Genomic DNA, 21739 nt, shown 5'->3' on the forward strand with positions numbered 1-21739 from the left:
ATACACATTTTCCTGTAACGTAGCAGATTGCAACCAATGGTTGCTTACTATTTGATCTGAAAAAACTTACATTTAACTTGTACAGAGAAGTAATCAAATAAACTAGGAGAGTGAGCAATTATGGCAAAGAAAATGCTAAAAAAAGCGGTTGTAGGTTTAACTGCAGCATTAATAGAATATATTCACGTAGCATAAGGGGTAACGGATATGAAACATTTTTTGAAATTCATTACATTATTATTTGTTTTTTCACTAGCGGGGTGTATAGGTGAAAGTTATGATTATTCACCACCAAAAATGAACCTTTCCAACACTGACAGTTTAATAAACGACATTCCATTAGTAGAAGCGAATACAATTTGGAATGATAATTCAGAGTATACTAAAGAAACTAATGACTTTCTATCTTTTGCACGAAGTCAAAAAATAAACATTGTATTTTCGGGTCAAGGAGAATTCATTACATTTAATCAAGAAGATTTCACCGTAGATGAGTTACGTGTTTTCATATGGAAAGATAATGAGAAAACAGAACTGAAATTAGTTGATCGTTCATTCCATTTCCCTAAAGATAAAGGGGAATACGTTATAGAAGTAAATCTTCTTGCTAATTGGGGAAGTATTCAATATGTAGGGAACATACTCGTTAAGTGATAGTCTTATTATCATAAATTAGTTTGTTGCTGAGAAACGTTATAAGCGAATTCTCTTTTTAATAAACAATCATACAGTGTTTTTCCTATGGCTGCATATCTATTTATATAAAAATCTCATACTTAGCTAAAAAGAAAAACTCCAATTCGAACAATCTTTTCGAATTGGAGTTTTAGCATTATTCATCTTTCAATTGGATTCTTATTCTCATCATGAGTGAATCCTTCACCTAGAACATCATGTACGATGCTAACAGATACGAATGCATGTGGGTCAACTGATGTAATGGCATTTTTTAAACGAACGATTTCATTTTTTCCTACGACGCAATAGAGTACTTCTCTATCTTGTTTCGAATAGGAGCCGTAGCCTTTAAGTACGGTAACGCCGCGTTCCATTTCTTTCATTATGACATCGGCAATTTGATCATTTTTTTCACTAATAATCATCGCACCCCTAGCAGTGTATGCACCTTCTTGCATAAAATCAATAACTTTCGCTGCAATTAGAACAGCAATTAAAGTATACATTCCTTGACGATAGTTTAAGTAGGTTAATAGAGATAGTCCGATAACGACAGCATCAAAAAGGAACATTGTTCGTCCCATATTCCAGCCAACGTATTTTTGAACGAGGCGAGCAATAATATCTACGCCACCAGTTGTTCCACCATATCGGAAAATAATCCCAAGACCAACACCAATAAAAGCACCTGCAAATAAGGATACGAGCATTAAATCATTTTCAAGTGGAATATGAAATTGTTTTCGTTCAAAGATTGCGAGCCATACAGAAAGCCCAACTGTTCCAATGATCGTATAGAGAAACGACGTACGACCAAGAAAGCGCCAGCCAATAAAGAATAGCGGGAGATTCAGCACTAGGTTAGAGATAGATGGATTTATATGCCATAACTGATAGAGTATTAAAGTAATCCCTGTAAATCCACCTTCCGCTAAATGGTTTTGCATATTAAAATGGACCAATCCAAAGGCGAAAATTCCCGCTCCTAAAAGTATAAAAAATATGTTTTTGAATTTTAATTCGTATATCATAATCATTCCACCTCCAAGTTGCTTTAATTATGTATGTATGCGTGTGCACTCATTATATAAGAATTAAATATTGGAAGGCAAATTAGTTCATAGACTTGGAGTTTAATTAAATCGTATTCTATTACGCTTTAGTAGAAGAAAGGTTTGAAATGCAATTCGGTTTTCGTTAACATGAAGAGGTTCAATCTCGTGTTTGACCATTAGCTAGTATATGTTCTTTTTCTTTTTGGAATCTACATAGTAAGATGAAAGAAGAGAATTTTGCTATAATGAAATTGTATATGTACATATAAAGTGACACTTTGCTCGGTAGGATTTTCTTGCCCGTCGAGCATTAGTTGAACCAATCAGGTTCTTACTAGCGCTTAAACGTCTTTGGCTTATATTCTGAAGAATTTTTAGCGTCAGTTTGAATAGGATAAAGGATGATGAATATGCCAAAAAGCATGAAGAATATGCAAGATGAAGTGGATCAATATATTGGACAGTTTAAAGAGGGATATTTCAGTCCGCTTGCGATGCTTGCAAGAATGACAGAAGAACTTGGTGAACTTTCTCGTGAAGTCAATCATTATTATGGAGAAAAACCAAAAAAAGCAACAGAAGATGAAAAAGAAATAAAGGAAGAGCTAGGGGATATGCTATTTGTTCTCATTTGTTTTGCTAATTCTTTAAACATTGACCTTGAAGAAGCACATGATTTGGTCATGAAGAAGTTTCAAACAAGAGATAAGGATAGATGGACTAAAATTGAACAGGAAAAGGGGAATGAATAAAGTGAGTACAGTGAAAATCGTAATTGCGGGACCAAGAGGTAGAATGGGGAAAGAAGCGGTATTATTAGTTAAAGAAACGGAAAACTTTGAATTAGTAGCTGTTATTGACCGTAAAAATGATGGTGGTAACTTACAAGATGTAGAGGGATTTGCAGGAATTTCTGCTCCTATTTATTCAGATATTGAGAAGTGTTTTCAAGAGGTACAAGCGGATGTTCTAGTTGATCTAACGACTCCTGAAGTAGGAATGCATCATACTGTGACGGCTTTACAACATGGTGTAAGACCAGTAGTCGGGACAACAGGATTTTCTCAAGATGATTTGAAAGAATTAGAACAACTATGTGCTAAAACAGGTTTGGGTTGTATTATTGCTCCTAACTTTGCGATTGGTGCTATTTTAATGATGAAGTTTTCACAAATGGCAGCAAAATATTTTCAAGATGTTGAAATCATTGAATTACATCATGATCAAAAACTAGATGCTCCATCAGGTACTGCCGTGAAAACAGCAGATATGATTCGTGAAGTTCGTGAAACGAAGCAGCAAGGGCATCCGAATGAGAAGGAAACAATCCCTGGTGCACGCGGAGCTAATATTGATGGTATGCATATTCACAGTGTACGTCTTCCTGGGTTAATTGCTCATCAACAAGTGTTATTCGGTGCAGACGGACAAACATTAACCATTCGTCATGACTCATATAATCGAGCATCATTTATGTCTGGTGTAAAGGTTGCAGTGGAAAATGTAATGAAGTTAGATGTGCTTGTATATGGGCTAGAAAACATTATCGAATAGGAGTGTTACAAAGTGAATATTGCATTAATCGCTCATGATAAGAAGAAAGAAGACTTAGTTGGCTTTGTTACAGCTTACAAACATATATTTGAGAAGAATACATTATTTGCTACTGGTACAACTGGTTTAAGAATTATGGAAGCGACTGGTTTAACTGTACATAGGTATCAATCGGGTCCGCTTGGTGGTGATCAGCAAGTGGGAGCGCGAATTGCCAATAATGAGATGGATATCGTCTTTTTCTTTCGAGATCCACTTACTGCTCAACCTCATGAACCTGATGTGACGGCACTTGTTAGACTTTGCGATGTATATAAAATCCCTCTTGCGACGAATATGGGAACAGCTGAAGTGCTTATTCACGGTTTGGAACGTGGAGATATGGATTGGAGAAAACTATATAATTAAGGTGATTAGAATATGCAATATGAAATAGACATCCTTGCTTTCGGAGCTCATGCTGATGATGTAGAAATCGGCATGGGTGGAACGATTGCTAAATATGCTACTACTGGGAAAAGTATTGTTATTTGTGATTTAACACAAGCTGAAATGTCTTCAAATGGAACAGTAGAGACGCGTATGATTGAAGCAAAGCAAGCAGGAGATATCCTCGGTATTCAAGAGAGGGTAAATACATATTTACCTGACCGTGGATTATTAATGAAAGAAGAATATATCGCACGAATTGCGGCGATTATTAGAAAATATAAACCTAAGCTAGTATTTGCACCATACATCGTTGACCGTCATCCGGATCATGGTAATTCTGCAAAGCTTGTTGAAGAAGCTGTGTTTTCAAGCGGAGTTAGAAAATACGTTGATGAACAAGAGCAAGCGCCACATCGTGTAGAAGCGATGTATTATTACATGATAAATGGTTATCATAAGCCGCATTTTGTAGTAGATGTATCGAATACTATTGATGATAAAATCAAGAGTTTACAAGCTTATAATAGCCAATTTGAGTCTACAGACACTAGTTATAAGACTCCTCTAGTAGATGATTACATTGAAAGTATCGTCGCGAGAGAGAAGATGATTGGTAAAGAAGTCGGTGTTAGTTATGCAGAGGGTTTTTTCACGAAGAAGCCTATTTTGCTTTCAAATGATTTGATAGGAGAAGTAAAATGAGCTTAAATATAGGAATTATTTGTTATCCGTCTGTTGGAGGATCTGGCGTTGTTGCTACAGAATTAGGACGATTATTGGCTAATAAAGGGCACAATATTCATTTTATTTCTAGCAGTATGCCATTTCGCATGAAGAAAATGCATCCGAGAATCTTTTTTCATAGTGTGGAGGTAAATGCGTATTCAGTTTTCCAGTACCCACCTTATGATTTGTCGATGGCAAGTAAGATTGCTGAAGTAATCAAGCGTGAGAAATTAGATATTCTTCATGCTCATTATGCTATCCCTCATGCCGTTTGTGCGATATTAGCTAAACAAATGGCTGATCGAGATGTGAAAATAGTGACAACACTTCATGGAACGGATATTACGGTGTTAGGTTCGGATCATTCATTACAAGGATTAATCAAATTTGGTATTGAAAAATCAGACTATGTGACAGCAGTATCTCATTCATTAGCTAAAGAAACAATGGCTATTATTCATCCTGACCAAGTGATTCATACCGTTTATAACTTTATTGATGAAAAGGTATATAATAAACAACTTGATGTAACATTCAAGCAAGACTTTGGTTTTAAAGATGAAAAAATTCTTATTCATGTCTCGAATTTTCGAGAAGTGAAACGAGTTCAAGATATTGTACGTGTGTTCCAACGCGTACAAAAACAAGTACCTTCCAAACTATTATTAGTTGGTGATGGACCGGAAATGAGCGTTGTCTGTGATTTAGTAGAAGAATTAGGCTTGCATGAGCATGTATTATTTCTTGGAAAGCAGGATAATGTTCAAGAATTATATAGCATGAGTGATCTGATGTTATTGTTATCAGAGAAGGAAAGCTTTGGTTTAGTATTATTAGAGGCAATGGCATGTGGAGTTCCGTGTATCGGAACGAATATCGGTGGTATCCCAGAAGTAATTGATCATGGAGTAACAGGTTATATAAGTGAGTTGGGTGACATTGAAGCAAGTGCAAACTATGCAATCTCACTGTTACAGGATGAAGATTTACACAAGAAATTTTCCGAAGCCTGTTTGGAAACGGTTTGCCAGAAGTTTTGCTCAACTTCAATCATCTCTCAATATGAGGATATTTATTACAAATTATTGTCTGATAACGAAAGGGAATTGTCATGAATGAATTATTTGTACAAGCTTTGCCTATTTTAAAGAAAATCGAAGATAACGGCTTTGAAGCTGTATTTGTTGGCGGCTCTGTACGTGATGCGTTATTAAATCGAACTATTCATGATGTGGATATTGCAACATCTGCAACCCCTGATGAAGTAAAGAGTATTTTTTCTAAAACAGTAGATGTAGGGATTCAACATGGAACGGTCCTTGTTATCGAAAATGGTGAATCTTACGAGATTACAACGTATCGTGTGGAAAGCGAGTATGTAGATTACCGAAAACCAAAGGAAGTAAAGTTTATTCGTTCGCTCCAAGATGATTTGCAGCGTCGAGATTTTACGATGAATGCTATTGCGATGAATATGAACGGTGATATGATTGATCCGTTTGGTGGACAGCAAGCTATTCAAAGAGCAATGATAGAAACGGTTGGTAATGCAAATGATCGCTTTTCAGAGGATGCGCTTCGAATGATGCGAGCTCTCCGATTCGTAAGTCAGCTTTCTTTTACTTGTTCGGATGAGACATTACAAGCTCTAAAAGATAATCAAGATTTATTGAAAAATATTTCAATAGAACGAATCACAGCTGAATTTGAAAAGCTACTTTGTGGGGTAAATGTTCAAGAAGCTCTCCAATTGTTAATCGACACTAACTTGTTTACTTATTTACCGGGGTTCTCTGACAAGAAGAATGAACTTATACAAGTAGCACAGTATGACTTACACAAAGTATGTAATGTTGATGAAAAATGGGCTGTTTTGCTTTATTATGTTGTAAATCTAAATGAAGTAGAAAGTTTTTTACGAGCTTGGCGTCTTCCTGTAAAACGTATTCGTCATATTAGAGCGATTCTTCAAGCTGTTTATCATGAGAATTATGACGATAAAATGACGTTGTTTACAAATGGTATTGACTGCAGTTTAAGTGCGATTCGAGTATCGTATTTCCTAAAGCATCAAGATTCTAAACAAGCGGAAGAACAAGCTATTGAAATCTGGAACTCGTTACCCATTCACGATTCTTCACAAGTTAATGTAAATGGAACATTGCTTACGGAGTGGTCTAATCGCGAAAAAGGTCCTTGGATTAGAGAAACATTGCATATCATTACGACGAAAATCATTAATGAGGAGCTTCCAAATAATACGGAAGCAATATATAAGGAGGTGCACCGATGCAATCTAATATAAGAAAAAAATTATTAGAGGCTTTTGCACAAGCGGGTGATGAATTCATTTCAGGGCAGAAAATCGCTGAATTAACGGGTGCCTCTCGAACAGCGGTATGGAAGCATATTGAAGATTTGCGAAATGAAGGCTATGTATTAGAAGCAGTACGAAAGAAAGGTTATCGAATTGTAAGTATCCCTGACAAAATGTCTGCAGATAGTATTCGTTTACAGTTGAAGTCGAAAATTTTAGGACAGCAAATTCATTTCTATGATTGTGTAGATACGACTCAAAGAATTGCTAATGAGCTCGCTAATACGACAGGAGTAGAAGGAACAATTGTTGTAGCGGATGAGCAAACGGCTGGTAAAGGTCGATTAGCTCGTCAATGGCATGCAGCTAAAGGTAAAGGGATTTGGATGAGTATTTTATTAAAACCAAATATCCCTATTCACCAAGCACCTAAATTAACGCTTCTTACGGCGGTTGCAGTTGTGCAAGGCATTAAAGAAGTAACGGGGATTACACCACAGATTAAATGGCCAAATGATATTTTACTCAATGGTAAGAAGATTACTGGGATATTAACAGAAATGCAAGCTGAAGCTGATGGCATCCATTCAGTTGTCATCGGTGTTGGCATAAATGTTAATCAACAAATAGAAGATTTTTCTCCGGAATTACGTGACATTGCTACATCCTTATTAATTGAAAATGGGCAAATGTTATCAAGAGAAGAATTAATTTGTTCTGTCTTATATCATTTTGAAGAGTTATATGCGACGTTCCAACGTGATGGTTTTGCTAGTATTAAAGCATTATGGGAGAGTTATGCGATTAATATGGGTAAAACAATTACTGCAACTACAGCTCAAGGTAGAATAACAGGTATTGCTTTAGGCATTACTGAAGATGGTGTATTGCTTCTGAAAGATGCAGATGAAAAGGTCCATTCTATTTACTCTGCTGATATTGAAATATAAAGTGAAACTTTAATCGGTGGGGGGGTTCCTTCATCCCCCACCGATTATTAGTTGAACCAATCGGGTTCTTACTGGTGCTTGATCTCCCACTTACTCGTCTATGTGGCTTCACTGCCTTGTTGAAGTGGGAGTCTTAGCACCAGTTTGAACGGGGTAAAAACGTTTACATAATTTCGACATTTACTATAGCTATAAACTAGCTTGCTTTGGTATAATACATTTGGGCAGTATCAGGACTGAACTGCACCCACCAAGCAAGTAAAAAAGCTATAGTAAAGTCTGCCTAGATCCTATAATGGACAGGGACAGAGGGATGAAACATATGTCGACGTTAAGGAATCCTTCTGTATTTAGAAGGATTTTTTTGTTGCACCAAGTTTTATCTCCTCTAACAAAAAGGAGGAATAATAATGAAGCTTTATAGTCAGTTTTTGAAGATGAAAGAACAAAAAGAGAAAATCGTCATGTTAACAGCTTATGATTATCCTTCTGCTAAGTTAGCAGAAGAAGCAGAAGTAGATATGATTCTAGTTGGAGATTCCCTTGGAATGGTTGTTTTGGGTTATGATTCAACGATTCCTGTTACAGTTGATGACATGATTCATCATACAAAAGCTGTAAAGCGTGGTGCGAAAGATACCTTTACCGTAACTGATATGCCATTTATGAGCTATCATTTATCAATAGATGAAACTTTAAAGAATGCTACTCGAATTATGCAAGAAGGCGGAGCTGACGCTGTGAAAGTAGAAGGAGCTGACGAAGTTCTATATAAAATTTCTGCTTTGACGAAAGCTGGAGTTCCAGTTGTTGCGCATTTAGGTTTGACGCCGCAAACGGTTGGTGTACTTGGCGGGTACAAAGTGCAAGGAAAAGATGCAGAAGCAGCTGAAAAACTCATCCAAGATGCGAAGAAATGTGAAGAAGCTGGAGCAATTGCGGTCGTATTAGAATGTGTACCGTATCAAGTTGGAAGAATCATTACAGAAGAACTATCGATTCCTACAATCGGAATTGGTGCTGGTAATGAAACAGATGGACAAGTGTTAGTGTTCCATGATGTGATTCAATTTGGAGTTGAGCGATTACCTAAATTTGTTAAACCGTATAGTAATGTAAACGAAGATATTCTTTCGGCAATCAAGTCATATAGAAATGAAGTGAAGGATGTTGTGTTCCCTGCACAAGAGCATTCATTCACGATGAAAGAAAATGAAATTTCAGCGCTTTACGGAGGAAAATAATGAAAATTATTACTAGAATCGAAGACTTACAGAATGAATTAGCACCTTTACGCAATGAAGGGAAACAAATTGGTTTTGTACCAACGATGGGATATTTACATGAAGGTCATGAGAAATTGTTATCTGAAGCTCGCCGCAATAATGATGTAATTGTACTTAGTATTTTTGTTAATCCATTACAATTTGGAGCTAATGAAGATTTAGATAAATATCCTCGTGATATGGACCGTGATGAACAAGTCGCAAAGAATCATGATGTTGATTTTATCTTCTTCCCTACAGTTCAAGAAATGTATCCTGAAGAGCCGTCCGTTACGGTGAAAGTAATGAAGCGAACAAATGTATTATGTGGTACATCAAGACCAGGTCACTTCGATGGAGTAGCTACAGTACTAACGAAATTATTTAATATTGTTCATCCTGATCGTGCATATTTCGGTTTAAAGGACGCACAGCAAGTAGCAGTCGTAGAAGGACTTGTAAGCGACTTGAATATTCCGGTCGAAATTGTGCGTGTTGAAATTGTACGTGAAGAAGATGGATTAGCAAAAAGCTCAAGAAATGTTTATTTATTAGAAGAAGAAAGACAAGAAGCGAAAGAATTAAATGCAAGTTTACAGTTAGCGAAAACAAGCATCCAAGATGGCGAACGTAACCCTGAGATTATAAGAAAACTTATGACCGAATACTTAACTAAAGCGACAAACGGGAAAATTGATTATATTGAAATCTATTCTTATCCTTCTCTTGAGCCAATTAAGGAATTACAAGGTCAATGTATTATAGCTCTAGCCGTAGCTTTCAAATCAGCTAGATTAATTGATAATATAATCTTTACTATTTAATATTAACATAGAAACCTACTAGGGAATTGGGGGAGCATACGGTGTTTAGAACAATGATGAACGGTAAAATCCATCGTGCAACAGTAACAGAAGCGAATTTGAATTATGTTGGAAGTATTACAATCGATCAAGATATTCTTGATGCGGTGGATATGTTACCAAATGAAAAAGTAGCGATTGTAAATAATAACAATGGCGCTCGACTTGAAACATATATTATTCCTGGAGAAAGAGGAAGCGGAGTTGTTTGCTTAAATGGTGCAGCGGCTCGTCTTGTGCAACCAGGGGATATTGTTATTATTATCTCTTATGCTGTTCTTTCTAATGAAGAAGTGAAGACTCACCAACCAAAAATTGCGATTATGGGTCCAGATAATACAATTAAAGAAATGATCTCTTATGAGCCAGAAGCAACAATTTTAGTTTAATTCGTGTAAATAAGTTAGGAAAGAAGCTGACTACATTGAATTGTAACTGTATAATCATGTAAGATGGATTATATACGCTACAATTCATGTAGTTAGCTTTTTTAGTTTTAGATTTTGAGGTGTACAGTAATGACTCATCGTTATGTCGTGGTGGATTTAGAAACAACAGGAAACTCGGTGAAAAAAGGAGATAAAATCATTCAATTTGCTTGTGTTGTCATTGAAGATAACCAAATTGTAGATGAGTTTTCTACGTTCTTAAACCCTGAGCAACCAATAACACCATTTATAGAAGAATTAACAGGTATTAATGATCAATTAGTATGTGATGCACCACTTTTCTCTGAAGTTGCTCCTAAGATAATGAAGTATCTTCAAGATTCTTGTTTTGTAGCTCACAATGTCTTATTTGATTTATCTTTTCTTCAAGATGAATTGACTAATTGTGGATACGGTGGCTTTTTCGGTTCAACAATCGATACTGTTGAACTAGCAAAAATAATGCGACCAAGTGCTACAAGTTATAAGTTATCACATTTATCAAAAGAAGAAGGGTTTAATCATGACCGCCCACATCAGGCTGATAGTGATGCATACGCAACAGCAGAGCTGCTATTATTATTTATAGATGAATTAACGCAATTACCACTTGTTACTTTAAAACAACTATATAGATTATCCTATTCGTTAAAAAGCGAAATATCGGAATTAATAGCACGTATTTTGCAAGAAAGAATGTCTGTTAGTCCAGTTCATCATCCTTATTTATCTATACATAAAGGGATTGCAATGAGGAAACTGGATAGTGCTAATGAACAAAATCGTAATTACGCTATAGAATATCCTAAGAGTGATAAAGAGAAGATTGATATGTTACAAAAGGCTTTCTCTAATTTAGAAATTAGGGATAACCAGCTTGCTATGATGGACGCTGTATATCAAGCTTTATCCAATCATCAATTGGCGATGATTGAAGCAGGAACTGGGCTAGGTAAGACATTAGGTTATTTAGTACCTTCCGCTTATTACGCGATTCAAAACAAGCAATCGATTATGATTAGTACGTATACGATTGAATTGCAAAATCAGCTTCTTCATAAGGAATTAGCAAATCTTCGTGCTATGTTACCTTTCTCCATTCGAACTGCTGTTATCAAAGGTCGGTCAAATTATATTAGCTTGGCAAAATTTGATCGTGCTTTGCGAACTCGTGATGACCATTATGATAGTGCGCTTGCCAAAATGCAAATTCTCGTATGGCTATTGCAAACAGAGACTGGTGACAAAGATGAATTGAATTTAACAAGTGGTGGAGAGCTTTTCTGGGATAGACTTCAAAATGCTAAAGATTTCGCGAACGAACATCAATCTTCGTGGGAAAAGTATGATTTTTATGAACGTGCAAGAATATTAGCAGAAGAAGCAGATCTTGTGATAACAAATCATGCCTATTTAATGAGTGACTATTTCTCGAAGAAAACATCGAATATGAGTGATGGGATATTAATAATTGATGAAGCGCATCAGTTAGAAAATGCAGCTTCCAAACATTTAGGTTCTTCACTCGATTATATTTCAATTAAAATGATGTTAAATAAGCTTGGAATACATGATCAAAAACAATTAGTGTATAAATTGAATAGTATGGTGAATGAAGTTAAGGGTAAATCGAATGTTAAAAACAAACGATTAGACCGTTTATTGCAAGAAGCGATATATGAACTAGAACAATTCTTTCATTTATTGTCTCGATTATGTCAAGAGGTCGCTCAAGAATCAAATGCGAAGAATACACTTACATTACAGATGTTATTTCAACGTCAACATGAAGCTAGACCATTAATTATGCTTGCAGAAAGATTGAGTGAACATTTTAAAGAAATGGGTACAATGCTTCAAAATGATGTAGCAACTATTATGCAAAATGGCTCTCCTGGGAAAACACAGCTATTCCATTTATCTGAGATTGAAAGCGTTGCGGGCTTTCTTAGTGAAGTTGCGGAACAATTAGGAGAGTATTTTACTCGTAATAAGGATTCCGTACTCTATTGGTTGGAATGGAGTAAGAATAGTCCGAGTCAATATGTATATTTATATTCACAACCGATATCAGGTGGTAGTGAAATGTGGTTTAGATACTTTTCACAGCAAAAGAGTGTTGTATTAACATCTTCAACATTGTCGGTTAAAGGGTCTTTCGATTATATGAAGCAAAAACTAGGGTTGTTTGATGATGAAATGAAAATTCACTCATTTCCGTCGCCATTTAATTATAAGGAAAAAGTAAAATTACTTGTACCAACGGATATACCAGAAGTAAATAAAGTAAGCAATGAAGTATATGCAAATAATATTGCAGCATATATTGAAAAAGCAGCTGTATCTTCTAAAGGACGTATGCTGGTTTTATTTACAGCACAAGACATGTTGAAAATAACACATGATCTTTTAAAGCAGAGTGAAGTGTTACAAGACTTTAATATCTTATCGCAAGGGATATCAAGTAATAGTAAGTCACGCCTTATTAAGCATTTCCAAAACTATGATAAATCTATTCTCCTTGGCACAGCTAGCTTTTGGGATGGATTAGATTTACCTGGTGATACATTACAATGCTTACTAGTAGTTAGGTTACCATTCTCACCGCCAACTGAGCCGTTGCTAGAAGCGCGTTGTAAGCAAATCAAAGAGCGTGGTGGCAATCCATTTGCAGAGTATTCCTTACCGGAAGCTATAATGAGGTTTCGACAAGGCTTTGGTAGATTGATACGAACAAATGAAGATAAAGGTGTTTTTATCGTGTGTGATAGACGAATTACTTCTACGCATTATGGACAAGATTTTCTTCGTTCAATCCCTGATGTTGAAACAGAAGAAGTAGAATTAAATTCTATCCACCGTTCTATTAAGACTTGGTTACAATAAGGTAATATAACAAATTATGAATATGAAGATATCGAGAATGGATGTAAAGATACTTGCAATGGAATAACAATTTTTTGTTAAAAAATTTATTTTTCTAACAAAAAAGCTGTTATAATATTGAAGAGTCATTGTGAGAAATCATTATTTCTTACAATTATATATGTCTATTCGTTTATCTGGTCCTACCCAGAAGGCAAATGGAATGAAAAGTAAATAGTAAATGCATAAAATAGAAAATGTTTGTTCTTGCTCTTGATAGGGAAGACCAAGAACAAGCAATCATTACGAGTTATCGAACATGAAGTGAGTGGTTTTATTGAAGAAATGGGTAATAACTGTGAGTATTCTTATACTCCTTATGATAGGCTATGTGATCGCTAGTATATTAGTGGGCATACATGATAAGAAAACCGCTGAAGAGCGAGCAGTAAGTATTGCTATGGATGAAGGTGGTTTGAAGAGTGTCAGTGATTTTTACTTATATCACGGCAAAGAAGTATATTCAGTTGTTGTAGGGAAAGATGACAAAGGTATTAGCCAAGTTCTTTGGATTCCAGAGAAGTTGGATAAGAACTCTACCATTATTAAGAAGAAATATTCTGAAGGTAAATCAGAGAAGGAAATAATTAATCTGGTTAAACAAAACTATAATCCTGAAGAGATTATTTCTGTAAAACTTGGTATGGAGAATAAATCTGCATTATGGGAAGTCACCTTTAAAGATGCAAAGGGTAATTTACATTATTATTATTATGATTTTGTAACAGGTGACAAAAGAAAGACAACAATTAAAGGTATTTAATTAGGGGGATTTTTAACATGAAACTTGCAAAGCGTGTACAAGCTCTTACACCATCAACTACTTTAGCAATTACTGCTAAAGCGAAAGAATTGAAAGCTCAAGGTCTTGATATCATTGGACTTGGAGCAGGGGAGCCGGATTTTAATACGCCTCAGCATATTATTGATCAAGCTACAGCTTCAATGAATGAAGGACAAACAAAATATACTCCTGCAGCAGGATTACCTAAATTGAAAGAAGCGATTATTTCAAAGCTGAAAAAAGATCAAAACCTTGATTATAAAGCTTCTGAAATTATTGTTGGATCAGGTGCTAAGCATGCTTTATACACGCTGTTCCAAGCTATTTTAGATGAAGGTGATGAAGTAATCATCCCTATTCCATATTGGGTAAGCTATCCAGAGCAAGTAAAATTAGCTGATGGGGTACCAGTTTACTTAGAAGGTAAGGAAGATAATTCATATAAAATTACACCAGAAGCTTTAGAACAAGCTATTACAAGTAAAACTAAAGCAGTGATTATTAACTCACCAAGTAACCCAACTGGTATGGTTTATAGTCGCGAGGAGCTAGAAGCGCTTGGTAAAGTATGTTTGAAACATGATATTTTAATTGTTTCTGATGAAATTTATGAAAAATTATTATATGGTAATGCTGAGCATGTTTCAATCGCTCAAATTTCTCCTGAATTAAAAGAAAATACAATTATTATTAATGGTGTATCTAAATCACATAGTATGACTGGATGGAGAATTGGTTATGCTGTTGGTAACGAAGCAATTATCAAAGCAATGACTAACTTAGCTAGTCATAGTACATCAAACCCAACAACAACTGCACAATATGGTGCAATCGCAGCATATGAAGGACCTCAAGAACCTGTTGAGGAAATGAGAAAAGCATTTGAAGAGAGATTAAATATTATTTATGATCAACTAGTTGCTATTCCTGGCATAAAATGTATTAAACCACAAGGTGCATTCTACTTGTTCCCGAATGTGAAGGAAGCAGCTGAGCTTTCAGGTTATGCAAATGTGGATGACTTTGTGAAAGCATTATTAGAAGAAGCACTTGTAGCGGTAATTCCTGGTTCAGGTTTTGGTTCTCCAGATAATATTCGTCTATCTTATGCAACTTCATTAGAGTTACTTGAAGCAGCAGTAGCACGTATTGCAAAATTCGTAAATTTAAAAATGAAATAAGACATATAAGTAAAAGCTAAGCGCATGCTTAGCTTTTACTATTCTACAAAAATAATTATAGCAATATTATGAATAATTGAATGCGTGAAGGATTCTCTGTGACAGACGTTGATGTTACAAGTTTTGAAAGGTATAATGTAATAGTTAAATTTATTGTTTTTCGTTAAACTTGGAGGGAATATTACATTGAAAACAACTATTTCACAAGTATATAAATATGTTGATCAAGAAGTAACAATTGGCTGTTGGCTTGCAAACAAACGTTCAAGCGGGAAAATGGCATTTCTTCAACTTCGTGACGGTACTGGCTTTATGCAAGGTATTGTCGTTAAAGCGGAAGTAGAAGAAGAGCTTTTCCAAAAGGCGAGAGGTATTACACAAGAATCTTCTTTATACGTAACTGGTAAAGTGCAAAAGGATGAGCGTTCAGTATTAGGCTATGAATTGCTTGTTACTGATATCGAAATTATTCATGAATCTACAGATTATCCAATCACTCCAAAAGCACACGGGACTGAATTTTTAATGGATCATCGTCATTTATGGTTACGCTCTAAGCGTCAACACGCTGTAATGAAGATTCGTAATGAAATCATCCGTGCGACATATGAATTCTTCAACGAGCAAGGCTTCTCAAAGGTTGACCCACCAATTCTTACAGGTAGCGCACCAGAGGGTACATCAGAATTGTTCGCAACGAAGTATTTTGATGAAGATGCATATCTTTCTCAAAGCGGTCAGTTATACATGGAAGCAGCTGCTATGGCGTTAGGACGTGTATTCTCTTTCGGGCCAACATTCCGTGCTGAGAAATCAAAAACTAGACGTCACTTAATTGAGTTCTGGATGATTGAGCCTGAGATGGCATTTGTTGAATTCAAAGAGAACTTAGAAGTGCAAGAGCAGTATGTACAATATATTATTGAAGCAGTTCTAAAAAATTGTACAGTTGAATTAAAAACATTAGATCGTGACGTGACGAAACTTGAGAACATTAAAGCACCATTCCCACGTATTTCTTATGATGATGCGATTAAGTTCTTAAATGAAAATGGATTTGATGACATTTCTTGGGGTGATGACTTCGGTGCTCCTCATGAAACAGCTATTGCAGAGCATTATGATAAGCCTGTATTCATCACGCATTATCCAAAATCATTAAAGCCATTCTACATGCAACCAGATCCGAACCGTGATGATGTTGTTCTATGTGCGGATTTAATTGCTCCAGAGGGTTACGGAGAGATTATCGGTGGTTCTGAGCGTATTCATGATTATAATATGCTAAAAGATAACATTGAAATCCACAATTTAGACGAAGAAGCATACAAATGGTATTTAGAATTACGTCAATACGGTTCTGTGCCACATTCAGGTTTCGGACTTGGATTAGAAAGAACGGTTGCGTGGATTAGTGGAGTTGAACATGTTCGTGAAACAATTCCATTCCCACGTCTATTAAACCGCTTATATCCTTAATATAGCAGTCTTTTTTAAGGGTATTTGTCTTATACTAAACATGAAAGACCTTCAATATACTGAAGGTCTTTCACTATGTATGCAAGAATGAAAAAGGCCCGTGACGGTTTTGCGCTGTCCAACCTTTCACCTGCCATACTCGGTCGTAAGCCAATCTGTTTTGAAAACCAAAAGCGGGTTTTCAAGAACAGCTCGTCTTACGCCTGCCGCATGGCTCCTTTTTAATTGGGAGAAATAGCAGAGAAGTAAAATCATTCATTAAAAAGGCCCGGTGACGGTTTTTCTTAGTTTTCATGATATACTATTCAAAGAGGTGTTACGTAATGATTAAAGACCAATTATTATTATGGCTCCAAGAGGGAAGTGTAACGATTCCTTCTTTTCTTTTCGTACATTACGTAGAGATGGGCCTAAATGAACAAGAGTTAATCTTATTAATGCATTTACAGCATTTTCAAAAAGAAGGAAATGACTTCCCAACTCCTAATGAAATTAGTGAGAGAATGTCGATTTCATCTATAGAATGTATGAATATTTTAAGGAAGCTCATTCAGAAAGGTTTCTTGGAAATTAATGAACAATTATCTGCTGAATCGGTACATAGTGAAACTTATTCATTAGTACCATTGCAAAAGAAGATGATTGAACATTTTTTGTTGAAACAAAACAAGAAGACTGTGATTAATAAGGAAGAGGAAGAAAGAAGCTTGTATTCCATTTTCGAACAAGAATTTGGTAGACCATTATCTCCGTTTGAATGTGAAACGTTAGGAATGTGGATTGATGATGATCATCATGATAGTAAAGTAATACAAGCAGCGCTTCGAGAAGCTGTAATTTCAGGGAAGTTAAACTTCCGTTATATTGATCGTATCTTATTTGAGTGGAAGAAGAACGGAATTAATACGGTAGAAAAAGCAAAAGTGTATGGTGAAAAATTCCGTACACAGCAACATCGTACTAAACAGGCGCAACAACCCGTTAAAGAAGTACCGTTCTATAATTGGTTGGAAAACTAAAAGTAGTAGAAGTAGGGAGTTAAAGGAGAGTTACGTCTAAATGCTTAATAAAACGCAAATAAGGCATTGTCTTGATACGATGCATGATATGTTTCCAGATGCTCATTGTGAGCTTGTGCATGAAAATCCTTTTGAATTAGTTATTGCAGTTGCGTTGTCTGCACAATGCACTGATGTGCTAGTGAACAAAGTAACAGCTACATTATTTCAGAAATATAAAACGCCTGAAGATTATTTAAGTGTTCCACTTGAAGAATTGCAACAAGATATTCGCTCGATTGGATTATTTAGAAATAAAGCGAAAAATATTCAAAAACTATCTGAAATGCTCTTAGAGGACTTTAATGGCGTTGTTCCAAGTGATCGTGATGAATTGACTAAGTTACCAGGGGTAGGGAGAAAAACAGCTAACGTCGTCGTTTCTGTGGCATTTGGAGTACCTGCAATCGCTGTTGATACTCATGTGGAACGTGTTAGCAAACGGTTAGGAATATGTCGTTGGAAAGATTCTGTACAACAAGTAGAAGAAACACTTATGAAAAAAGTTCCGAAAGATGAATGGTGTTCAACTCATCATACAATGATTTTCTTCGGTCGCTATCATTGTAAAGCGCAAAATCCACAATGTCACGTATGCCCTTTAAATGATATTTGTCGTGAAGGAAAAAAACGTTTGAAAAGTAAGAAAGAAGTGGAAACAGTATGATGAATGTGATAAAGGTAGAATTGCCGACTCAATTACAGAGTGATTTGTTTTTTCTAAATGAACAATCACTTTCTGTTAATGTAGACAAGTACTTGGAATGGGATATTGCTACATTAAACGTTGGTTTTTACGAGGCCTTATACTTTAATCGTGTAGAAAGCTTTCAGCCATGGACAAAGAGTGAAGTAGTGATACCGGACATTATGCTTGCGTGGAAAGAAAAGCAAGTTATACTAGCTGATTTATATGCGAAGAGAGCTGCTAAAGAAGCTACGCAGCATATGAAAGTGAGCATAAAATATGCGTTAGCTGCTTTGTATTATGCGAATGAACAGCCGATTATATTGAATGATTGGCAAAAACATGTTGAACAATTAGAGCATGTACCAGTCAATTTTACGGAAAGAATGACTTTTATTCTATCCCGACCTAATTTATATCAATCATTTAAAGCGTTAGAACAGATTATGATTGAACTAGAAAAGATGTACGCTCGTATTACAATCAAAAAACAAAATGTAGTACGAAAAAAACCGTCTCAAGCTTAAATGCTTAAGACGGTTTTTTGTTTTTCTAAATTATTTCTTAGAAAAAGTGTAAATTGGAAAAGATGTTACTTGTAAATGGTCGGTAAAACATGATGCTTTGCAATAGGCTGTTTTGAGTAGCTGAGCCATTGTTTGGACTTGTTTGTCCGTTATTACCTTGGTTATTGCCACCAGCGTTACTATTGCCGTTACCATTGCTATTATTACCGTTATTTCCATTACTGTTACCATTGTTGTTACTTCCGTTATTACCATTGCCATTGCCATTGTTGTTATTACCGTTATTATCTCCATTACCGTTATCCGGAGGAGTTACAGGATTTTGATTACCGTTATCTGGAGGAGTTACAGTACCACCATCATCTGGTTTGTTTTGATCATCTTTATCGTCCGGATTCTCTGTATCTTCTGGTTCTTGTTCATCCTTTTTGTCATCTTCTTTAGGAATTTGAATTGTAGCAGTTGCAGGATCGCTTTTTTGATCTCCTACAATAGCAGTTAATGAGAACTTATAGATACTACCAGGCGTCGGATTAGCAATACTAAATGTCATATCACCAGTTGTAGTTAAGACCGTCTGAGCTCCACCATCAATGCTTCCTTTTAGTTCAAACATAGGCTTTTGTTGTTCATCTTCTGTTTTATAGTTCCAAGTTAAGTTTAAAGTTTTCTTTTCTGGGTCATAAGCAACATTGAAACCAGTAGGTCCTTCCATCTTGTTGTATGTCTCAGAAACCGCAGTTGGCTCAGTGCCTTTTACGAAATATTCATATACGATATTTGATTCAGGTGTGAATTTTCCTGGTTTTTTTGCAGGATTAGAACCTTTTTCAACAGCTACTTTTGATACGCTGTTTGGTTTCTTAAAGTCTTTAGTATGAACACCTTCTGATACTTCTGTCATTAAGCTTTTGAACATTTTTTTCGCAAATTGCTGTGATGCTGAACCTAAATAGTCTTTATTGTCTTTATATCCTGTCCAAATAGCTGCTGTATATTTTGTTGTATAACCAACAAACCAAGAATCTGGAACAGCTCCATCAGGAATATTGTATTTTCTTTTTATGTTTTCATCGAAATTGGTTGTACCAGTTTTACCTGCAACATCAAGACCTGGAACTCTAGCAGCTGTTCCTGTTCCTGATTCAACAGCGGTTTTTAACATATCTGTAACCATGAAGGCTGTATAATCTTTCATTGCCACTTTTGGTTCTGGTTTTAAATCAATAGTAGTTGTTTTATCACCGAGAACAATTTTTGTTACAGCGTGTGGTTCGATATAGATTCCTTCATTACCAAATGCACTATAAGCACCTGCCATTTCCAGTGTAGACACACCAGTTTTCATACCACCGATGCTGTATGCTTCTTCGAATTCTCCTTTGAAATCTAATCCAAGTCTTTCACCGAATTCTTGGGCATTATCTTTTCCAGCTGCTTGGAATGCTTTAAGAGCAGGGATATTTAATGATTTAGCTAAAGCTTGACGAATGGACATCTGTCCTTGGTAACGATTGTTATAGTTGTTAATTTTCGTACCGTTACTATAAGAATATGGTTCATCCACAATTTGTTGGTATGTTGACCATTTTTTGTATTCAATTGCTGGACCATAGTCTAAGATTGGTTTAATGGTAGAACCAGGTTGTCTTTCTACACTTGTTGCATAGTTAAGACCACGCTTAACACCTTTATTTCTTCCTCCACCTAATGCTTTAATTTCACCTGTTTGAGTATCGAGTAATGTGACACCTGCTTGTAAATCTTCATTAGGGTAGTTAATAACGTCATTTGTATTTAACATATTGTATACATATTCTTGTGCTTCAGGGTCCATTGATGTATAAACTTCAAGACCATCCGTAAAAATATTATAATCTGTTTTTTCTTCTACTTCTTCAATTACTTGAGTAATGAACGCATCATATGGATCAGTATTGTCTTTACCACGCTTATTCTCAGGTATTAATCTTTTCTCAATTGAAATGTTTTGTGCTTCCTTCATTTCACTTTCGCTAATATAGCCATGTTGATTCATGAGTGAAAGTACAACATTTCTTCTTTTCTCTGCACGCTCCGGATTATTAAACGGATTGTATCTACTTGGACTTTGTGGTAGACCAGCTAGTGTAGCTGCTTCATCTAATGTAAGGTCTTTCAAGTCCTTATCAAAATATGTTCTAGCGGCAGTGGCAATACCATTGGCATTTGCACCGTAAAAGATTTTATTAATATACATTTCAAAGATTTCTTCTTTCGAATATTTTCTTTCAATTTGAAATGATAACCAAAGCTCTTGAGCTTTACGCTTTAATGTTTTCTCATCAGTTAAGAAGGAACGCTTTACTAACTGCTGTGTAATTGTACTAGCGCCTTGTGAACCAAATCCGTCTGTTAAGTTAGCGATAACCGCACCACCTAAACGAAAGATGTCGACACCATGGTGTTTGTAGAAGCGAGAGTCTTCTGTTGCTAATACCGCATCTACAACCTGCTTTGGGATTTTATCAAAGGTAATATAATCTCGGTTTTCTTTACCGACTTCAATGAATTTTTTATTACCATCTTTATCTGTATAGAAAATCTTTGAAGAAACAGGGTCCTTCAAGAGTGCTTCGTCTAATTTTGGAGCAGAGCTAACAAAGTAAGCAAACGTTGCTCCACCTGCGATAATACCGACTAGAACTATTATCGAGAAAACTAGTAAGATGCGTTTCCATATGCTAGTTGATTTCTTGGATGGTTTTTTACTTTTTCTGCTTTTTTTATTTTGTTGTTGACTTTTTCGTCTTTCTTCTCTGGTTTGAAAATTATCAGCCATTTAAAGCT

At 35.7% G+C, this 21739-nt stretch carries 20 protein-coding genes; 18 read left to right on the forward strand and 2 right to left on the reverse strand.

Annotated features, from left to right (window positions below):
* Positions 1-207: 207 nt before the first annotated feature.
* Positions 208-654 (forward strand): hypothetical protein, encoded by a 447-nt coding sequence (locus TX86_RS03875; protein ID WP_042346430.1) that lies wholly within the window; start codon positions 208-210, stop codon positions 652-654.
* A 182-nt stretch (positions 655-836) separates the two neighbouring features.
* Here the strand turns inward: TX86_RS03875 and TX86_RS03880 are convergent, their stop codons facing one another.
* Complete coding sequence (locus TX86_RS03880; protein WP_042346433.1) at positions 837-1709, reverse strand: YitT family protein; 873 nt, start codon at positions 1707-1709, stop codon at positions 837-839.
* A gap of 434 nt (positions 1710-2143) precedes the next feature.
* Here TX86_RS03880 and TX86_RS03885 point away from each other — a divergent pair, with 434 nt between their 5' ends.
* The 17 genes from TX86_RS03885 to TX86_RS03965 all read left to right on the forward strand — a co-directional run bounded on the left by TX86_RS03885 (position 2144) and on the right by TX86_RS03965 (position 18910).
* On the forward strand, positions 2144-2485 hold the full coding sequence (locus tag TX86_RS03885; RefSeq protein WP_195892856.1) for a nucleotide pyrophosphohydrolase: 342 nt from the start codon (positions 2144-2146) through the stop codon (positions 2483-2485).
* Positions 2478-3287 carry a 4-hydroxy-tetrahydrodipicolinate reductase gene (gene dapB, locus TX86_RS03890; RefSeq protein WP_042346436.1) on the forward strand — a complete coding sequence of 270 codons (810 nt, stop codon included), beginning with the start codon at positions 2478-2480 and terminating at the stop codon, positions 3285-3287. The genes TX86_RS03885 and dapB overlap by 8 nt, the downstream gene beginning before the upstream one ends.
* Before the next feature lie 12 nt (positions 3288-3299).
* Positions 3300-3695 carry a methylglyoxal synthase gene (mgsA, locus tag TX86_RS03895; RefSeq protein WP_042346438.1) on the forward strand — a complete coding sequence of 132 codons (396 nt, stop codon included), beginning with the start codon at positions 3300-3302 and terminating at the stop codon, positions 3693-3695.
* A 12-nt stretch (positions 3696-3707) separates the two neighbouring features.
* A complete protein-coding gene (bshB1, locus tag TX86_RS03900; RefSeq protein WP_042346440.1) occupies positions 3708-4421 on the forward strand; it encodes a bacillithiol biosynthesis deacetylase BshB1 in 714 nt (237 codons plus the stop codon).
* Positions 4418-5560 carry an N-acetyl-alpha-D-glucosaminyl L-malate synthase BshA gene (gene bshA, locus TX86_RS03905; RefSeq protein WP_042346443.1) on the forward strand — a complete coding sequence of 381 codons (1143 nt, stop codon included), beginning with the start codon at positions 4418-4420 and terminating at the stop codon, positions 5558-5560. The genes bshB1 and bshA overlap by 4 nt, the downstream gene beginning before the upstream one ends.
* Positions 5557-6750 carry a CCA tRNA nucleotidyltransferase gene (locus TX86_RS03910; protein ID WP_042350139.1) on the forward strand — a complete coding sequence of 398 codons (1194 nt, stop codon included), beginning with the start codon at positions 5557-5559 and terminating at the stop codon, positions 6748-6750. The genes bshA and TX86_RS03910 overlap by 4 nt, the downstream gene beginning before the upstream one ends.
* Positions 6735-7712: a biotin--[acetyl-CoA-carboxylase] ligase gene (locus TX86_RS03915; RefSeq protein ID WP_042346445.1), complete on the forward strand. Its 978-nt coding sequence runs from the start codon at positions 6735-6737 to the stop codon at positions 7710-7712. Before TX86_RS03910 ends, TX86_RS03915 begins: the two co-directional genes overlap by 16 nt.
* Positions 7713-8122: 410 nt before the next feature.
* Positions 8123-8956: a 3-methyl-2-oxobutanoate hydroxymethyltransferase gene (gene panB / locus TX86_RS03920; protein ID WP_042346447.1), complete on the forward strand. Its 834-nt coding sequence runs from the start codon at positions 8123-8125 to the stop codon at positions 8954-8956.
* Positions 8956-9801: a pantoate--beta-alanine ligase gene (gene panC, locus TX86_RS03925; RefSeq protein ID WP_042346448.1), complete on the forward strand. Its 846-nt coding sequence runs from the start codon at positions 8956-8958 to the stop codon at positions 9799-9801. The genes panB and panC overlap by 1 nt, the downstream gene beginning before the upstream one ends.
* 41 nt (positions 9802-9842) lie before the next feature.
* Positions 9843-10229, forward strand: coding sequence for an aspartate 1-decarboxylase (panD, locus tag TX86_RS03930; protein WP_042346450.1), 387 nt, complete (start codon positions 9843-9845; stop codon positions 10227-10229).
* Positions 10230-10358: 129 nt separating this feature from the next.
* On the forward strand, positions 10359-13154 hold the full coding sequence (dinG, locus tag TX86_RS03935; RefSeq protein WP_042346453.1) for an ATP-dependent DNA helicase DinG: 2796 nt from the start codon (positions 10359-10361) through the stop codon (positions 13152-13154).
* A gap of 337 nt (positions 13155-13491) precedes the next feature.
* Entirely contained in the window at positions 13492-13956 is a 465-nt protein-coding gene (locus TX86_RS03940) for a cell wall elongation regulator TseB-like domain-containing protein (RefSeq protein WP_154663043.1), read from the forward strand.
* Positions 13957-13973: 17 nt separating this feature from the next.
* Positions 13974-15158, forward strand: a complete 1185-nt coding sequence (locus TX86_RS03945; protein WP_042346457.1) for a pyridoxal phosphate-dependent aminotransferase — start codon at positions 13974-13976, stop codon at positions 15156-15158.
* Between the two features lie 186 nt (positions 15159-15344).
* Entirely contained in the window at positions 15345-16637 is a 1293-nt protein-coding gene (gene asnS / locus TX86_RS03950) for an asparagine--tRNA ligase (protein ID WP_042346459.1), read from the forward strand.
* 323 nt (positions 16638-16960) lie between these two features.
* Complete coding sequence (locus tag TX86_RS03955; RefSeq protein ID WP_042346461.1) at positions 16961-17656, forward strand: DnaD domain-containing protein; 696 nt, start codon at positions 16961-16963, stop codon at positions 17654-17656.
* A 40-nt stretch (positions 17657-17696) separates the two neighbouring features.
* The gene (gene nth / locus TX86_RS03960) at positions 17697-18362 is read left to right on the forward strand and encodes an endonuclease III (protein WP_042346463.1); all 666 of its coding nucleotides are present in this window, start codon (positions 17697-17699) and stop codon (positions 18360-18362) included.
* Positions 18359-18910, forward strand: coding sequence for a YpoC family protein (locus tag TX86_RS03965; protein ID WP_042346467.1), 552 nt, complete (start codon positions 18359-18361; stop codon positions 18908-18910). Before nth ends, TX86_RS03965 begins: the two co-directional genes overlap by 4 nt.
* Before the next feature lie 37 nt (positions 18911-18947).
* On the opposite strand, the gene TX86_RS03970 is transcribed toward TX86_RS03965, so the two are convergent.
* Entirely contained in the window at positions 18948-21731 is a 2784-nt protein-coding gene (locus tag TX86_RS03970; RefSeq protein ID WP_042346470.1) for a transglycosylase domain-containing protein, read from the reverse strand.
* Positions 21732-21739 lie beyond the last annotated feature (8 nt).

Source organism: Bacillus massiliigorillae, assembly GCF_000380245.2.
Lineage (GTDB): Bacteria > Bacillota > Bacilli > Bacillales > DSM-1321 > Bacillus_AD > Bacillus_AD massiliigorillae.

Bases quoted from the DNA above. Each gene is read 5' to 3' on its own strand.
- TX86_RS03875 (WP_042346430.1), top strand. From the start codon at position 208: ATGAAACATTTTTTGAAATTCATTACATTATTATTTGTTTTTTCACTA.
- TX86_RS03880 (WP_042346433.1), bottom strand. From the start codon at position 1,709: ATGATATACGAATTAAAATTCAAAAACATATTTTTTATACTTTTAGGA.
- TX86_RS03885 (WP_195892856.1), top strand. From the start codon at position 2,144: ATGCCAAAAAGCATGAAGAATATGCAAGATGAAGTGGATCAATATATT.
- dapB (WP_042346436.1), top strand. From the start codon at position 2,478: ATGAATAAAGTGAGTACAGTGAAAATCGTAATTGCGGGACCAAGAGGT.
- bshB1 (WP_042346440.1), top strand. From the start codon at position 3,708: ATGCAATATGAAATAGACATCCTTGCTTTCGGAGCTCATGCTGATGAT.
- bshA (WP_042346443.1), top strand. From the start codon at position 4,418: ATGAGCTTAAATATAGGAATTATTTGTTATCCGTCTGTTGGAGGATCT.
- TX86_RS03910 (WP_042350139.1), top strand. From the start codon at position 5,557: ATGAATGAATTATTTGTACAAGCTTTGCCTATTTTAAAGAAAATCGAA.
- TX86_RS03915 (WP_042346445.1), top strand. From the start codon at position 6,735: ATGCAATCTAATATAAGAAAAAAATTATTAGAGGCTTTTGCACAAGCG.
- panB (WP_042346447.1), top strand. From the start codon at position 8,123: ATGAAGCTTTATAGTCAGTTTTTGAAGATGAAAGAACAAAAAGAGAAA.
- panC (WP_042346448.1), top strand. From the start codon at position 8,956: ATGAAAATTATTACTAGAATCGAAGACTTACAGAATGAATTAGCACCT.
- dinG (WP_042346453.1), top strand. From the start codon at position 10,359: ATGACTCATCGTTATGTCGTGGTGGATTTAGAAACAACAGGAAACTCG.
- TX86_RS03945 (WP_042346457.1), top strand. From the start codon at position 13,974: ATGAAACTTGCAAAGCGTGTACAAGCTCTTACACCATCAACTACTTTA.
- TX86_RS03955 (WP_042346461.1), top strand. From the start codon at position 16,961: ATGATTAAAGACCAATTATTATTATGGCTCCAAGAGGGAAGTGTAACG.
- nth (WP_042346463.1), top strand. From the start codon at position 17,697: ATGCTTAATAAAACGCAAATAAGGCATTGTCTTGATACGATGCATGAT.
- TX86_RS03965 (WP_042346467.1), top strand. From the start codon at position 18,359: ATGATGAATGTGATAAAGGTAGAATTGCCGACTCAATTACAGAGTGAT.
- TX86_RS03970 (WP_042346470.1), bottom strand. From the start codon at position 21,731: ATGGCTGATAATTTTCAAACCAGAGAAGAAAGACGAAAAAGTCAACAA.